The sequence below is a fragment of the [Pantoea] beijingensis genome (genome assembly GCF_022647505.1).
GTDB lineage: Bacteria > Pseudomonadota > Gammaproteobacteria > Enterobacterales > Enterobacteriaceae > Erwinia > Erwinia beijingensis.
On sequence record NZ_CP071409.1, the window covers coordinates 2,777,293 to 2,793,403 of the forward strand.

12 protein-coding genes are annotated in these 16,111 nt (G+C 51.6%); 8 read left to right on the forward strand and 4 right to left on the reverse strand.

Annotation, left to right across the window (positions count from 1 at the left end):
• Positions 1-15 precede the first annotated feature (15 nt).
• Positions 16-2,568: a fimbria/pilus outer membrane usher protein gene (locus J1C60_RS12565; RefSeq protein WP_128178884.1), complete on the forward strand. Its 2,553-nt coding sequence runs from the start codon at positions 16-18 to the stop codon at positions 2,566-2,568.
• 13 nt (positions 2,569-2,581) lie between these two features.
• Positions 2,582-3,598 (forward strand): fimbrial protein, encoded by a 1,017-nt coding sequence (locus tag J1C60_RS12570; protein WP_164877301.1) that lies wholly within the window; start codon positions 2,582-2,584, stop codon positions 3,596-3,598.
• A gap of 190 nt (positions 3,599-3,788) precedes the next feature.
• Here J1C60_RS12570 and pgm read toward each other — a convergent pair whose 3' ends face one another.
• Positions 3,789-5,429, reverse strand: coding sequence for a phosphoglucomutase (alpha-D-glucose-1,6-bisphosphate-dependent) (pgm, locus tag J1C60_RS12575; RefSeq protein WP_128178883.1), 1,641 nt, complete (start codon positions 5,427-5,429; stop codon positions 3,789-3,791).
• A 24-nt stretch (positions 5,430-5,453) separates the two neighbouring features.
• Positions 5,454-5,999: a replication initiation negative regulator SeqA gene (gene seqA, locus J1C60_RS12580; RefSeq protein ID WP_128178882.1), complete on the reverse strand. Its 546-nt coding sequence runs from the start codon at positions 5,997-5,999 to the stop codon at positions 5,454-5,456.
• Between the two features lie 263 nt (positions 6,000-6,262).
• Between seqA and ybfF the strand changes: the two genes are divergently transcribed.
• From ybfF to fur, 4 genes are all read left to right on the forward strand, one after another.
• On the forward strand, positions 6,263-7,027 hold the full coding sequence (ybfF, locus tag J1C60_RS12585) for an esterase (RefSeq protein WP_128178881.1): 765 nt from the start codon (positions 6,263-6,265) through the stop codon (positions 7,025-7,027).
• 210 nt (positions 7,028-7,237) lie between these two features.
• A complete protein-coding gene (gene ybfE, locus J1C60_RS12590; RefSeq protein ID WP_128178880.1) occupies positions 7,238-7,525 on the forward strand; it encodes a LexA regulated protein in 288 nt (95 codons plus the stop codon).
• 159 nt (positions 7,526-7,684) lie between these two features.
• Positions 7,685-8,215 carry a flavodoxin FldA gene (gene fldA / locus J1C60_RS12595; protein ID WP_128178879.1) on the forward strand — a complete coding sequence of 177 codons (531 nt, stop codon included), beginning with the start codon at positions 7,685-7,687 and terminating at the stop codon, positions 8,213-8,215.
• Positions 8,216-8,751: 536 nt separating this feature from the next.
• On the forward strand, positions 8,752-9,210 hold the full coding sequence (gene fur, locus J1C60_RS12600) for a ferric iron uptake transcriptional regulator (RefSeq protein WP_128178878.1): 459 nt from the start codon (positions 8,752-8,754) through the stop codon (positions 9,208-9,210).
• Positions 9,211-9,422: 212 nt separating this feature from the next.
• Here fur and glnS read toward each other — a convergent pair whose 3' ends face one another.
• Entirely contained in the window at positions 9,423-11,090 is a 1,668-nt protein-coding gene (glnS, locus tag J1C60_RS12605) for a glutamine--tRNA ligase (RefSeq protein ID WP_128178877.1), read from the reverse strand.
• Positions 11,091-11,331: 241 nt separating this feature from the next.
• A complete protein-coding gene (gene nagE, locus J1C60_RS12610; RefSeq protein WP_182611456.1) occupies positions 11,332-13,362 on the reverse strand; it encodes an N-acetylglucosamine-specific PTS transporter subunit IIBC in 2,031 nt (676 codons plus the stop codon).
• 342 nt (positions 13,363-13,704) lie between these two features.
• Between nagE and nagB the strand changes: the two genes are divergently transcribed.
• Together nagB and nagA are read left to right on the forward strand one after the other, a co-directional pair.
• Positions 13,705-14,505, forward strand: coding sequence for a glucosamine-6-phosphate deaminase (nagB, locus tag J1C60_RS12615; protein WP_128178875.1), 801 nt, complete (start codon positions 13,705-13,707; stop codon positions 14,503-14,505).
• 450 nt (positions 14,506-14,955) lie between these two features.
• A complete protein-coding gene (gene nagA, locus J1C60_RS12620; protein ID WP_128178874.1) occupies positions 14,956-16,104 on the forward strand; it encodes an N-acetylglucosamine-6-phosphate deacetylase in 1,149 nt (382 codons plus the stop codon).
• Positions 16,105-16,111 lie beyond the last annotated feature (7 nt).

A 16,111-nucleotide genomic window follows, 5' to 3' on the forward strand; every position in this document is an offset into this window, starting at 1 on the left:
AAGGCTGAACCCACAATGCGGATACTCCCCTATACCCGTTGGCTGCTCCGGCGCAAGCCGACTGTTGCATGCCTTATTCTGACGTCACTGTTACTGCATCCGGCGCACGCAGAGGATTATTTTGACCCGGACGCCATCGAGAAGCGCGGCGGGCAGGCGGATAATATTGATCTGTCATCCCTTGAACGCCCGGGCGGACAGGTGCCGGGTCAGTACCGTACCGAGATATACCTGAACGGTAACTACGTGGCCGACAAAGTCCTGAACTTCAGAATGAGCGAAAAAAGCCTCGTACCCGACATCCGCAGGGAAGACCTGGTAACCTGGGGCGTTCGCTCCACTGCGACGCCGGCGTTTGCCTACGCCAGCAGCGGCAACCTCAGCAAACCGGTTAATGACTATCTGCCTGACAGCAGCTTTAACTACGATTTTGCTCAGCAACGCCTCGATATCAGCATTCCGCAGGTGTATGTGCGGCAGTCGGCGCAGGGAAGCGTTTCTCCCGACGAATGGGATGACGGGCTGCCCGCGGCGTTGCTGAACTATGCCTACTCCGGCGCCAGTACCCGCAGTGACTATGGTCGCGGGACTCAACAGAACAATTACCTGAACCTGCGCAGCGGTGTGAATCTGGGTGCCTGGCGCCTGCGTAACTACTCCTCCTGGTCAGACGCTGAGCAGACGCGGCACTGGAACAGCATCAACACTTACGTGCAGCGCGACGTGAAGACGCTGAGGGCGCAGTTTGTCGCGGGCGACAGCTATACGCCGTCTGACGTCTTTGACAGCTTCGCCTTCCGTGGCACGCAGCTGCTGTCTGACGATAATATGCTGCCGGAGAGCCTCAGGGGGTTTGCTCCGGTGGTGCGCGGCATTGCGCAGAGCAACGCCCGCGTGACCGTCCGCCAGAACGGCAACGTTATCTATCAGTCCTACGTGCCACCCGGCCCTTTTGCAATTACCGACCTGTATCCGACGTCCTCAAGCGGCGACCTGAGCGTGTCGGTTCGCGAAGCGGACGGCACCGTGCGCCAGTTCACTCAGGCTTTCTCTGCCGTACCCGTTATGCAGCGGGAAGGACGTTTTAAATACTCGTTCACGGCCGGTAAATACCGCGTTGCATCACAGGCTGATTACGCCCGGCGCGAACCGGCGTTTATGCAGGCAACGGGAATATACGGCCTGCTGTCTGCCACGACCCTGTACGGCGGTACCATCGTATCCGGCGACTATACGTCAGGCAGCCTCGGCGTCGGCAAGGGGCTGGGAAGCCTGGGCTCCATGTCCGTGGACGGCACCTGGGCACGGGCGCGGCTGGATGATTTAGACCGCCGTGGAGCGTCGTTTCGCTTTCAGTACGCCAAAGACTTCACGGACAGCGGAACCACCTTTACGCTGGCCGGATACCGTTATTCCACCTCCGGTTATCTGGATTTTAACGAGGCCAACGGTTATTACGACTCCCTGCCGCTCAATCCGCGCACTGACGACCTGACGGATTCCGATCAGGACCTCGCGCAGCAAGCCTACGCTCGCTGGCGCGCTCAGCATAACAAGCGCAGCCGGGCGCAGCTGAACGTCAACCAGTCGCTGGGCGGCTATGGCAGCCTCTACCTGTCTGCCTATCAGCAGCAATACTGGGGGATCAGCGGACGGGAAAATAGCCTCAACTTCGGGTACAGCGGCAGCGCCGGCGCCGTTAACTACACCCTTAACTACGCGTGGTCGGAGTCTCCCTATTACAGCCAGAAAGATAAAGTCGTATCGCTGGCCGTGCAGATCCCGTTTGATCGTTTTCTCCCGACCAGTTGGCTTAATCTGTCGGCCAGTAATGCCAGTCACGGCGCATCCGTGGCGTCCGCAGGGATTTCAGGTACCACACTTGCCGACAATAATCTGAGCTATAACGTCCAGCAGGGTTATGCCAACAGGGGTACGGGCGCGACGGGCAGCACAACGGCCGATTATAAGGCCTCCTTTGGCGAGTATCAGGCGGGTTATAACTATGCCCGTCAGACGCGGCAGCTTAACTACGGCGCCATGGGCGGAGTTGTTATCCATCCTTACGGCCTGACGCTGTCCCAGCCGCTGGGCGACACGCTCGCGCTGGTCAGAGCAGAGAGGGCGGCGAACATTAAGGTTGAAAATAACACGGGCGTTTATACAGACGGGCGCGGTTATGCTGTGGTGCCTTACATCACGCCCTATCGCCGCAGTGCCCTCAGGCTGAACACCGACACGCTTGGGGAAAACGTTGACATCACAACCGATACCCGGACGGTGGTACCCGGGCAGGGCGCACTGGTTCTGGCTGACTTTCCGACTAATTACGGTCAGAAAATCATGCTGACTCTGGACTCCCCGGTTCCGTTTGGCGCGTCAGCTACCGTCAACAACGGTAGCCAGACGTCTTCGGGTATCGTCGACGATCGGCGGCAGGTATACCTCAGCGGCGTACCGCAGCGCGGCACCGTGATGGTGACCTGGCAGGGTGGCCAATGTGAAGCCGCTTACGACACGCGCACGGATGAACCGAGTGTGCATCTCATCACCGCACAATGCCGGTAGAGGACTGAAAATGATGAAAAGAAATGTACTGATGATGATCGGCGGAGGGGTGCTTGCCCTGGCCACCACGGACGCGCAGGCTTACAATTGCCCAACAGTCACGACGGTGACCACACTGACCCCGCCTCCCCTGACGATTCAGAGAGACCTGCCCGTGGGATCGCTTATCGGCAGCGAGATAGTCTCCGGAACGGTACAAACCTTTCGCTGTTCCAACACCCCCGGCCCCTCCCTGACCTTCCAGGAGTTTGGCGTTAAGGCGTATGGCGCATACGTCACCACTATCAACAGGCGGCGGATCTACAGCACCAATGTTGCAGGCGTGGGATATGCAGTGGGTGGGACCTCCATTAATAACTGCGACAATACCGTGTACGTTGATGGTACAGCGACAGGCGACGGTAACCCCGATAGCCGGCTAATGTGTTTGGTGAACGGCTTATTTGATAATCAGCCCATCATGGCTCAGGCCAGAATACAGTTCTATAAAACGGCTCAGACAACGGGGAGTGGGCGGGTCAGTGCCCGGGAGGTCAGTGCGTTCATCCTGCGCAACGATAAAACTGACTGGATGCATCCCGAATCATCCATCACCATTGCCGCCTTCAACGTTACAACGCTGGCTTGTACGGTGAGAAACACAGCCATTTCCGTCCCGATGGGTACGGTGCAAAAGCAGGCCTTCGACGGCCCCGGCACGTGGCCCGGAGATGACAACACCCGCAGCTTTGTTATCCCGCTGGACTGTAATGCCGGCACCCGTGTCAACATGCAGATAGACGGCAGCGCGCAGAATGCTGCGCAAGGTGTGTTGAACCTGACCGGCGGCACTGCCAGCGCGTCAGGCGTGGGTATTCAGTTACTTTATAACAATGCGCCACTGCGACTTGCGACCCCGATTAATACAGGAAGCGCCGCTTCAGAGGGAGCATACAACGTTCCCCTTCAGGCAAGGTACTATCAGTTCGGCAACAGTATTACGCCGGGCACGGCAAACGCCAATGCGACATTCACGCTTACCTACCAGTAGTCACAGACTGAGCTGTCTGTAGGGAATAACAATATTTTGTACTGTTCTGACGATTTATAGTCCATGTCCGTGAAGGTCGGACAGGCAAGATATTGCCATAGCAACAAAAGAAAGAACGCCACCTGTAAAAGTGGCGTTCATAGTCATCAGGGGCGCTGTATAAACAGCGCCCTTTTTCCGCCGATGAAAATCAGACGTTTTTCAGTACTTCACTGACAATCTCAACCGCTTCTTTTTCAATTTTCTCGCGATGCTCAGCACCGAGGAAACTTTCGCAGTAGATTTTGTAAGCGTCTTCCGTACCGGACGGACGTGCGGCAAACCAGCCATTTTCCGTCATCACTTTCAGGCCGCCGATCGAGGCACCGTTACCGGGTGCAGCGGTAAGCCTTGCCGTAATCGCATCGCCCGCCAGCGTATCGGCGCTGACCATTTCCGGCGACAGCTTAGAGAGCGCGGCTTTTTGCGCCGAAGTCGCCGGGGCCTGCAGACGGTTATAGCTTGGCGCGCCAAAGCGCTCAGCCAGTTCATCATAGTGCTGTTGGGGATTCTTGCCGGTTACCGCCGTAATTTCAGCGGCCAGCAGACACATGATGATGCCGTCTTTATCGGTTGACCAGGGCGTGCCATCAAAGCGCAAGAAAGAGGCTCCCGCACTCTCTTCACCACCAAAGCCGAAGCTACCGTCAAACAGACCATCAACAAACCACTTGAAGCCGACCGGCACTTCTACCAGCGTACGCCCGATGTCGTTTACTACACGGTCAATCATCGCACTGGACACCAACGTTTTACCAACCGCAACCTCTTTGCCCCACTGTGGACGATGCTGGAACAGATAGTTAATCGCCACCGCCAGGTAGTGGTTCGGATTCATTAAGCCCGCCGGGGTGACAATACCATGGCGGTCATAATCGGGATCGTTGCCAAAGGCCAGATCAAACTTGTCGCGCAGCGCCAGCAGGCCCGCCATTGCACTTTCAGAGGAGCAATCCATACGGACGACACCATCTTTATCCAGATGCATAAAGCGGAAGGTTTGATCGACAGCATCGTTAACGAGGGTTAAATCAAGCTGGTAAAATTCGGCAATACGCTGCCAGTAGGCAATACCGGAGCCACCAAGTGGATCAACGCCAATTTTCAGGCCCGCTTTCTGAATCGCCGGAATATCCACGACCTGTGCCAAACCTTCAATATAAGGCTGGATCAGATCTTTTTCCTGAATGTGACCACTCGCCCAGGCGAGATCCAGCGATAAGCGCTTCACTTCTTTCAAGCCGTCTCCGATCAGCGCATTAGCACGATCTTCAACCACTTTAGTGACATTGGTATCCGCTGGCCCGCCATTGGGGGGATTGTACTTAATGCCGCCATCTTCCGGTGGATTATGTGAAGGCGTGATCACAATCCCGTCCGCTAACGTGCTACCGCTTTTGTTATGCTCCAGAATCGCGTTTGAAATGGCCGGCGTCGGTGTATAGCCATTGTCCTGCTGGACAATCACGTCCACGCCATTTGCCGCCAATACTTCCAGCACGGAAATCATTGCTGGTTCCGATAGCGCATGGGTGTCTTTACCGACAAAGCACGGGCCGGTAATACCGTTTTTCTTACGCTCTTCAGCAATGGCCTGCGCGATCGCCAGAATGTGCGGTTCATTAAAACTATGGCGTCCTGCGCTACCACGATGGCCGGACGTGCCGAATTTCACCGCATGCTCTGTATTGGCCACATCAGGCTGCAACACATAATACTGGGACGTTAATTGTGCAACATTAATCAAATCGCTCTGCCTGGCTGGCTGCCCGGCACGGGGGTGATTGGCCATTGGCGCTTCTCCCTGACGCTTCAGTTAGATGGTGCCGCAAACCTTCTCTGTCAGTTCCACCGGGAACTGCATCGATAGCATCAGGTGTTCCACCATGCTGCGTTTGCGACCTGTATTCGTATTCGTGATCACCCAATACGGCGTGCCGGGCACATGCTTCGGCTTAGTATGAGTGCCATTCTGTATCAGCGTTTGTTGATTACCCGCAAAATAGACGCGCGTGCGACCATGAAGTGACTCGGTCGCCTCTCCAAATGCTTTAGGATCAAGACAATATAACGTCGACAACACCAGCATAAACCGGTTAACCGCTCTCTTCTGCTCAGCATACTCATCAGAAAGCAGCAGTTCGCGAACGGCGCGCACGCGATCCTGTGGACGGGATTCCGTTTTTGCCGGAGGGGTTTCTTTCGCTACTGAGACGCCGGAGCCCGTGGTGGCTTCCGCTACGTGCTGGCCTGCGGAAAATTTCAGCATACGGCGTAAAATATCAGATGCACTTTCACCAATGTGCTGCGTGTGGCTGGCAATGTAGCGGTAGAGCTCTTCGTCGACTTCTATTGTTTTCATCTTTATCCGTACGGTTATTGCAGATTGCAGAGTGAGATCGCATCCGGTGCTAGCACGTGGCAAAAAACTGCACACTGGTTGCTCTGACTCTAACATAAGGATTATAAAGTTAAATCTTGCCGCCGTGTAGCGCCAGCGCCCTTTGCAGGCAAAAGTCAGAATAAGCCGCAAAAAGTTCATCGTACGCGCTGCGTTATCACATCGGCAGGAAACGTGAAATCCATGATAACCTAAGCTTTCGTTCCAACTGTAAGAACTTTGCCATGAATTTGAATGTCCGCTTGCAAACTGAACAAACCACCGCAAATGCCACGCCGATTTTATTGATACATGGCCTGTTTGGCAGCCTGGATAATTTGGGTGTGCTGGCACGCGATTTAAAACCGCACCGCCCGATTATCCAGGTTGATGTCCGTAATCACGGCCTTTCTCCGCGTAGCCAGCAAATGAATTATCAGGTTATGGCTCAGGATATGCTGGAGACGCTGGATGCCCACGGCATCGGCAAGGTTTCCGTCATCGGCCATTCGATGGGCGGAAAAATCGCGATGACGATGAGCGCACTGGCGGCCGATCGTATTGAGCAGTTGACATTAATCGATATCGCGCCAGTGGATTACAACACGCGTAGACACGACACCATTTTTGCGGGAGTTAACGCAGTGACGGATGCGGGAGTCGTCCGGCGTTCTGAGGCTGCGGAAGTCATGCGCGGATATATCCATGAAGAAGGTATTATTCAGTTTCTGTTAAAATCTTTCCACGAAGGAGAATGGCGTTTTAACGTGCCTGCACTGTGGGATAATTACGCGACGATATCCGGCTGGGAAGTCATCCCCGCCTGGCAAGGCCCTGCCCTGTTTATTCGCGGCGAGCAATCACCTTATCTTGATGATATCCACCGCAAGGCGCTCCTGAGTCAGTTCCCTCAAGCGCGCGCGCATGTGATCGCCGGGGCCGGGCACTGGGTACATGCCGAGAAACCTGATGCCGTTTTGCGCGCCATTCGCCGTTTTTTTGTACTTTAAAAGCAATTAGTTGCCCGTACCGTGAAATGATTGTCGCGGCGACTTTCGCTGGGGTATGATGGCGCGCTAAAATTTTGCCGCAGGCATTTTCTTTCGCGGTCGACTGACGTAAACGTCAGCAAACGGTCAGTAGCCAGACCAGCGTCGCAGGAAATGCGTCTGTGGTAACCGGCTCATTTAGTCTCAACTCCGCTTCAATATTACGATTCTATGGCAAAAGAGAATACGGACCGCACGACGCTCGATCTATTTGCAGACGAGCGCCGACCGGGACGACCTAAAACGAATCCGCTTACGCGTGATGAACAGTTACGTATCAACAAACGTAACCAGCTAAAGCGTGACAAAGTGCGCGGGCTACGCCGTGTCGAACTAAAAATGAATAGCGATGCCGTTGATGCATTAAATGAGATGGCTGAGCAGCGTAATATGAGTCGCAGTGAATTGATTGAAGAGATGATTCTCGCGCAGCTGAGTGGCCAAACAACGGGAGTCTGACCAGACAATCCAGCACATAAACCATCCGTCTGAGCGCACAAAGCGACAAAACCAACGGCATTTCAAGTTCCGCGCTTCAGCCCAGTCTGCTATCATTGCCGATAACTGTGTAGCAATAGCATTCATCATATCATTAAGTTTCAAGAGGTTATTAAACTCATGGCAATCGTAGGCATATTCTTTGGCAGCGATACTGGCAATACGGAAAACATTGCAAAGATGATTCAGAAGCAGCTCGGTAAAGAGGTTGCTGAAGTTCATGATATTGCCAAGAGTACCAAAGAAGATCTTGAAGCCTTTGATATCCTACTGCTGGGTATTCCGACCTGGTATTACGGTGAAGCACAGTGCGACTGGGACGACTTTTTCCCCACGCTGGAAGAGATCGACTTTAACGGCAAACTGGTTGGTCTGTTTGGCTGTGGCGATCAGGAAGATTATGCCGAGTATTTCTGCGACGCGATGGGCACTATCCGCGATATTATTGAACCCAATGGCGCCGTTATCGTCGGTCACTGGCCAACGGCGGGTTACCATTTTGAAGCGTCTAAAGGCCTGGCTGATGATACGCATTTCCTCGGATTGGCCATTGACGAAGATCGCCAACCGGAACTCACCAACGAGCGTGTTGACAGTTGGGTGAAGCAAATTTTTGATGAACTCCACCTGCAGGAAATCATCGAAGCGTAACCTTCCCGGCGCAATGTGGGCGCTATCTCACATTGAATAACTGGTTTTTCCTATAGAAATAATAGCTACATTTTTGTAACTTTCGGCGGCAAATCTGTAGAATGCCCCACATTGGTCGTAGTGCTTTTCTTGTAAACAGAGGATGTTTGCAGGATAGCAACACAGCCTGCCCAGCAGGATTACTGGCGCAGACAGCCTGGACCCGGGCGTGATGATGTCATTGCAAAAACGAGTGATAAGCCCTGTCAGGACAATGTTCGCCTTTCTCTTTGATCGCGGCGGTCGCCGCCTGGAGAGTAATCGCTGCTGCACCAGTAGATTCTGGTTCAACATGGCAGGCAAAATCGCCCTTATGGGTGGGGCTCCAGCATGAACTCCCCGGACGCAGCATATATCCACTGGCAGTTTCACGCTTTCCCCACGGTTTCCATTTAGACGCATCAGTTCTATAATGAGACGCAATCTATACTGCGTCGACTGATGTTCAGGGCTTTTCAGCCACATTGTGACTAGCAAAGTAACAGGACAATATCCGCATGACTGACAACAATACCGCATTAAAAAAGGCCGGCCTGAAAGTCACGCTTCCCAGACTCAAGATTCTGGAAGTGCTTCAGGAACCTGAGGGCCATCACGTCAGTGCGGAGGACTTATACAAACGCCTGATTGATATGGGCGAAGAAATTGGTCTGGCCACTGTATACCGCGTGCTCAACCAATTTGATGACGCAGGGATCGTTACCCGCCATAACTTCGAAGGCGGAAAATCCGTTTTTGAATTAACTCAACAACACCATCACGATCATCTGATTTGCCTGGATTGCGGTAAAGTGATTGAGTTTAGTGATGAGTCGATTGAAACGCGCCAGCGCGAAATCGCAACGCGGCACGGCATCAAGCTAACCAACCACAGCCTGTATTTATACGGACACTGTGCATTGGGCGATTGTCGCGAAGATGAAACGTTGCACGATAAAAAGCACAACATGACGTGATGCAAAAAACCGATGACTGTTCATCGGTTTTTTTATGCCTGCTGAGTGAATTACGGACATTTCAACGTCTTTTCTGCTCGCAGACGCAATGTCGGCCTGCAACCATCGCCAAATGGCGACGCTATTCTGCAACGCGTTTTAGTCATTGGCATTATTTACCCCAAAAAAAAGGAGCGAACCTTGTCGCTCCTTCATACGCCGGGCTACGCGGTTTAACCCTCGATTTTTGCCCAGGTATCACGCAGTCCAACGGTACGGTTGAACACCAGTGCATTCGCTGAAGAGTATCGGCTATCTATGCAGAAATACCCTTCACGCTCAAACTGGTAAGGTGCGCTTGCCTCTGCCTTCTGTAACCCGGATTCAACGAACCCCTGCTGAATAACCAGTGATTGCGGGTTAATCGTCGATAGAAAGTCATCAGCCGCTGCCGGATTCGGGACACTAAACAGGCGATCATACAGACGGAACTCAGCCGGTAACGCATGCACCGCGGAGACCCAGTGAATAACACCTTTGACCTTGCGTCCATCCGCAGGATCTTTACTCAGCGTATCCACATCACAGGTGCAGTACAGACATGTGATATTACCCTCTTCGTCCTTCGCGACGCGCTCAGCTTTAATCACATAGGCATTACGCAGGCGAACTTCTTTACCTAGCACCAGACGCTTATACTGCTTATTCGCCTCTTCACGAAAATCAGCACGATCGATATAGATCTCACGACTGAAAGGGACCACACGGGTGCCCATTTCCGGCTTGTTGGGGTGGTTTGGCATGGTCAGTAGTTCTTCATGACCCGCAGGCAAATTCTCCAGTACCAGTTTAACCGGATCCAGCACCGCCATCGCACGTGGCGCGTTCTCATTCAGGTCATCGCGGATACAGGATTCCAGCGAAGCCATTTCGACGATGTTATCCTGCTTAGTGATACCAATGCGACGGCAGAACTCACGAATCGAAGACGCGGTATAACCGCGGCGGCGCAGACCGGAAACGGTCAGCATGCGAGGATCGTCCCACCCTTCGACCACTTTCTCCGTAACCAGCAGGTTAAGCTTACGCTTCGACATGATGGCATATTCAAGATTGAGCCGGGAAAACTCGTACTGACGCGGATGTGCAGGAATAGTAATGTTGTCCAGCACCCAATCGTACAGACGGCGGTTATCCTGGAATTCCAGCGTACACAGTGAATGCGTAATGCCTTCCAACGCATCAGAGATACAGTGGGTAAAATCATACATCGGATAGATGCACCATTTATTCCCGGTCTGATGATGCTCAGCAAACTTAATGCGATACAACACGGGATCGCGCATCACAATAAAGTTAGAGGCCATATCAATTTTTGCGCGCAGACATGCGGCACCTTCCGCAAACTCGCCGTTACGCATTTTTTCAAACAGTGCCAGGTTCTCTTCCGGTGAACGATCGCGGTGAGGACTATTTTTACCCGGCGATGTTAGCGTTCCACGGTATTCACGGATTTGTTCGGGCGTCAATTCATCAACGTAGGCAAGTCCTTTGTTGATCAGTTCGAGCGCGTAATGATGCAGTTGGTCAAAGTAATCAGAGGAATAACGGATGTTGCCACTCCACTGGAAACCTAGCCACTGCACGTCATTTTTGATGGACTCAACAAACTCAATGTCTTCTTTGACCGGGTTTGTATCGTCAAAACGCAGGTTGCACTGGCCTTGATAATCTTGTGCGATACCAAAGTTCAGGCAGATCGATTTTGCGTGACCGATGTGCAGATAGCCGTTTGGCTCCGGCGGAAAACGGGTATGCACGCTGGCGTGCTTACCGTTCGCCAAATCTTCGTCAATAATCTGACGAATAAAGTTAGTTGGGCGGGCCTCTGCCTCACTCATCTCAATTCCCTCAACACTAAATGTCTGATGATTTGAACCACGAAGTAACGGAGTATGATCCACAAAGCGAGGAAGGGAAACAACCGTTTGTTACCGGAATCACATAAAAAAGGGCAGGAATAGTCTCCTGCCCCGATCGCATTCCGGCCGATATGTGCTTGTAAGCCCCCTGTAACCTCAATTATCCAGAACGTGCCCTGGATAATATTTGCTACATGGTTCGTACAAAATACCCACCTGATTAGCCTTTAATTTCGTACAATTTGGTCTCTCCTGCCACGACAGTGCCGCTAGCCAGTATGTTCAAGCCGCTGAAATCATCAATATTGCTGACAACAACCGGGCTGATCATCGACCGAGCGTTAGCGCTCAGAAATGCCAGATCCATGTCCAGCACTGGCTGACCTGCAGTCACGCTGGCACCTTCTTCAATCAGGCGAGTGAAGCCTTTGCCGCTTAACGCGACCGTATCCAGCCCCATATGCACCACAATTTCCACACCGTTATCCGTTTCCAGACAAAAAGCATGGTTAGTGTTGAATATTTTTACTACGGTGCCGGCAATCGGCGCGACGACGGTACTGCTGGTGGGGCTAATCGCCAGGCCATCACCTACAGCCTTACTGGCAAAAGCTTCATCAGGGACTGCTTCAATAGCAACAATTTCACCACTAACCGGAGCAACCAGCGTTGCGATAATGCCTTTCGACACATTAGTAACGGCCTGCGGTTGAGCATTGACGGAAGGTTCAGCGCTTGCCGTTTTTGCCGTTGCCGCCACAGGGCCTTTCGCCAGTACGGCTTTCATTGCGCTAGCAATAGTTTCAGCGCGTGTACCCACAATAATCTGTACGCTTTGTTTATTCAGGCGAATCACACCGGAAGCGCCCAACCGTTTAGTGATATTTTCATTCACTTCCGCAGAATCTTTTACGTTCAGGCGTAGACGCGTAATACAGGCATCGATACCGGTCAGATTTTCAGACCCTCCAACCGCACCAATATAACGGCGAGCCAGTGATTCAGTTTCAGATTCATTGTTGCTACGGCTATCGACGTTAACATCATAGCCATCACTCTCATCACCCGCGACAGCCAGCTCACGCCCCGGCGTCATTAGGTTAAATTTGCGGATAGTAAAGCGGAAGACCACGTAGTAAATAACGAAAAACACCAAGCCCTGAGGGATTAGGAAGTACCAGTGCGTTGCCAGAGGATTACGCGATGACAGGAACAGGTCGACCAAACCGGCACTGAACCCGAAGCCCGCGATCCAGTGCATGCTCGCTGCGATAAATACCGAAATACCGGTCAGGAATGCATGGATAACATAGAGTACCGGCGCCACGAACATGAAGGAGAACTCCAGTGGCTCAGTGATCCCGGTGAAAAACGCCGCAAATGCCGCCGCCATCATAATACCGGCAACCTTGGCTTTATTTTCCGGACGTGAACATTGGTAGATAGCCAATGCGGCCCCCGGTAAACCGAACATCATAATCGGGAAGAAGCCTGCCTGATAGCGACCGGTGATACCCACGATACCTTTACCTGTTTCGATGGATTGTGCGCCGCCAAGGAAGTTCGGAATATCATTGATACCGGCCACGTCAAACCAGAACACAGAGTTAAGCGCGTGATGCAAACCAACAGGGATCAGCAAGCGGTTGAAGAAGGCATAAACGCCGGCACCGACTGAGCCAAGTTTCTGGATGTGTTCACCAAAGCTGACTAATCCACCAAAAATAACCGGCCAGACATACATCAGAATGAAGGCGAGAACAATCATCAAGAAGGAAACAAGGATTGGGACCAGCCGGCGCCCGCTAAAGAAAGAGAGCGCTTTCGGTAACTCAACGTGACTAAAACGGTTATAGATTTCAGCGGAGATGATACCGACCAGGATACCGACAAATTGGTTGTTAATCTTACCAAATGCCGCAGAAACCTGATCCTGCGGTATCTTCTGGATCATGGACACCGCGGCTGGCGAGCAGAGAGTGGTCACGACCAGGAAACCAACAAATCCGGTCAGTGCGGCGGCACCGTCTTTATCTTTCGACATGCCGTAAGCCACACCGATGGCAAACAGCACCGACATGTTTTCAATGATTGCAGAACCCGATTTTATAAATAGCGCGGCAAGCGCATTGCTTGCGCCCCACGTATCAGGGTCCAGCCAGTACCCGACGCCCATAAGAATTGCTGCTGCAGGCAGTGTTGCCACTGGCACCATAAGTGCTCTACCTACTTTCTGTAAGTAACTTAAAATATTCACCTTTTCCCCCTCTGAGATCCGACAAAACCTCTGAAGCTGTTTCGTTTTATTATCACACTCTTCAGATATCTTGATGACAGTACACACCACGACGCGAAGTGTAAAAAGAAATTAATTCGCTTCGCAAATTAAAACCATCATTTATGTGACTAACCTCACCAACTACCGCTATTTTAGTAAGGTACTTCTGGCTATCGATAGAAACTTATTTTATGATCCGAATTATCGAGATGGATTATTTCCTCTGTGGTTATCGCTCAGTCACGCTACGATAAGTGCAATCAGCTGAAATGCCATCTGCAACCTGCTTCTCTTTTGCTTAACATGAGGTGAAACATGAGACTGATTCCACTATCCACTACGGCACACGTTGGAAAATGGGCTGCGCGTCATATCGTTAATCGCATCAATGCATTTAAACCTACCGCTGAACGTCCTTTTATTTTAGGTTTACCAACTGGCGGTACGCCGCTGGAAGCATATAAGCATTTAATTGATATGCATAAAGCGGGCCAGGTCAGCTTCAAAAATGTCGTAACATTCAATATGGATGAATACGTCGGCTTACCAAAGGAGCATCCGGAAAGCTATCACAGCTTTATGTACCGCAATTTCTTCGATCACGTTGATATCCGAGAAGAAAACATTAATCTTCTTAACGGCAATGCAGCCGATATTGATGCAGAATGCCGTCAGTACGAAGAAAAAATCCGCGCCTACGGTAAAATTCATCTGTTCATGGGTGGCGTGGGTAATGACGGACATATTGCCTTCAATGAACCGGCGTCCTCCCTGGCATCACGCACGCGTATCAAAACACTCACTCATGATACCCGCGTCGCTAACTCACGTTTCTTTAATGGTGACGTTGATCAGGTGCCTAAATATGCCCTAACCGTCGGCGTTGGTACCTTACTGGATGCAGAAGAAGTCATGATCCTGGTCACGGGAAATGTTAAAGCTCAGGCGCTCCAGGCGGCCGTTGAGGGCAACGTCAATCACATGTGGACCATCAGTTGCTTGCAACTGCATGCGAAATCTATTGTGGTCTGCGATGAGCCTTCCACAATGGAACTTAAAGTGAAAACCGTAAAATATTTCCGCGAAATGGAAGCGGAAAATATGAAAAATCTGTAACACAATAGCCAGATAATTCGCGTCACACGCGGGTGACCAACCTGTCATGCCTCGGCCGCCTACTTCAGTAGGCGACTGGGGTTTTATCCGTTAACACCCCCTTTAATCCTCCGCAGCAGATCGCTCGGATGGGTCGGATAACAGGCAAGCCATCATCCTGATGACGTGAGGTATGACGGGAATACCCTGACGCATTTGAGTTGCAAACGGCGGCAAATTCAGGAGATATCCTCACCTTACAAGCGTAAGTAGTCAGGGTAATGAAGTGCAGCCCATAAACCAGTAGCTTGATGTATAACGGGTAGAAGAATGAATGCTTCGGCGTCAGGATCATATCTAATGCCATTGCCACTTACGTGTACCGGAACACGCTTTGGTCCGGATGCAACGATCAGCAGCAAAGTGGCGGGAAATATCCTGTAAAATGTCGGAATTAGTCAGGAGAATATTATGTATGCATTAACCCACGGTCGCATCTATAGCGGCTATGAAATCCTTGATCATCATGCCATTGTCGTTTCGGACGGTCTGGTTGATCATGTTTGTCCATTAACCGAACTGCCTACAGGAATTGAGACGCGGAGTGTGAATGGTGCCATTATCGCTCCCGGTTTTATTGACCTTCAGTTGAACGGCTGTGGTGGCGTCCAGTTTAATGATGATATTGATGCTCTGAGCCTCGAAACGCTTTCAATTATGCAGAAAGCCAACGAGAAATCAGGTTGTACCAACTTTCTTCCTACACTGATCACCAGTACTGACGAGTTAATGATCCGTGCCGTTGAGGTGATGCGCGCTTATCTGGCGCAAAATGCGCATCAGGCACTGGGGTTACATCTTGAAGGGCCCTGGCTCAATGTTTTAAGAAAAGGAACTCACAATCCAGACTTAATTCGCAAACCAAACGATACTTTGGTTAATTTCCTCTGTGAAAATGCGGATGTGATTACTAAAATTACGCTGGCTCCTGAAATGACGGGAACAGACGTTATCCGCAAATTAAGCGAAGCGGGAATTATTATTTCCATCGGTCACTCCCATGCAACCTATGCAGAAGCCCGGGCTGGCGTGAATGCAGGCGCGAGCTTCGCAACTCACCTTTATAACGCGATGCCAACGCTGACCGGCCGCGAACCCGGCCTGATTGGTGCGCTCTTTGACTTTCCGGATGTATACTGCGGCATTATTGCAGATGGGTTGCACGTTCATTACGCTAATATTCGCAATGCAAAACGCATTAAGGGTGAAAAACTGGTGTTAGTGACCGACGCCACCGCGCCGGCGGGTGCGAACATTGAACAATTCGTTTTCGCAGGGAAAACAATATACTATCGCGATGGATTGTGTGTTGACGCGGAAGGAACGCTCAGCGGTTCAGCGCTGACAATGATTGACGCCGTGAAAAACTGTGTCGAACACGTGGGTATTTCACTGGACGAAACGCTCAGAATGGCAACACTCTACCCCGCTCGCGCAATTGGGGTAGAAGATAAGTTAGGCACAATCGAAGCCGGAAAAGTCGCGAACCTGACCATTTTTAACCGCGATTATAACATCATCCAGACTATCGTTAATGGTGACGAAGTCTTCAACGGGTAATCACTGA

Excerpts from the sequence above, each read along its gene's own strand:
- J1C60_RS12565 (WP_128178884.1), top strand. The coding sequence starts at position 16 with ATGCGGATACTCCCCTATACCCGTTGGCTGCTCCGGCGCAAGCCGACT.
- J1C60_RS12570 (WP_164877301.1), top strand. The coding sequence starts at position 2,582 with ATGAAAAGAAATGTACTGATGATGATCGGCGGAGGGGTGCTTGCCCTG.
- pgm (WP_128178883.1), bottom strand. The coding sequence starts at position 5,429 with ATGGCCAATCACCCCCGTGCCGGGCAGCCAGCCAGGCAGAGCGATTTG.
- seqA (WP_128178882.1), bottom strand. The coding sequence starts at position 5,999 with ATGAAAACAATAGAAGTCGACGAAGAGCTCTACCGCTACATTGCCAGC.
- ybfF (WP_128178881.1), top strand. The coding sequence starts at position 6,263 with ATGAATTTGAATGTCCGCTTGCAAACTGAACAAACCACCGCAAATGCC.
- ybfE (WP_128178880.1), top strand. The coding sequence starts at position 7,238 with ATGGCAAAAGAGAATACGGACCGCACGACGCTCGATCTATTTGCAGAC.
- fldA (WP_128178879.1), top strand. The coding sequence starts at position 7,685 with ATGGCAATCGTAGGCATATTCTTTGGCAGCGATACTGGCAATACGGAA.
- fur (WP_128178878.1), top strand. The coding sequence starts at position 8,752 with ATGACTGACAACAATACCGCATTAAAAAAGGCCGGCCTGAAAGTCACG.
- glnS (WP_128178877.1), bottom strand. The coding sequence starts at position 11,090 with ATGAGTGAGGCAGAGGCCCGCCCAACTAACTTTATTCGTCAGATTATT.
- nagB (WP_128178875.1), top strand. The coding sequence starts at position 13,705 with ATGAGACTGATTCCACTATCCACTACGGCACACGTTGGAAAATGGGCT.
- nagA (WP_128178874.1), top strand. The coding sequence starts at position 14,956 with ATGTATGCATTAACCCACGGTCGCATCTATAGCGGCTATGAAATCCTT.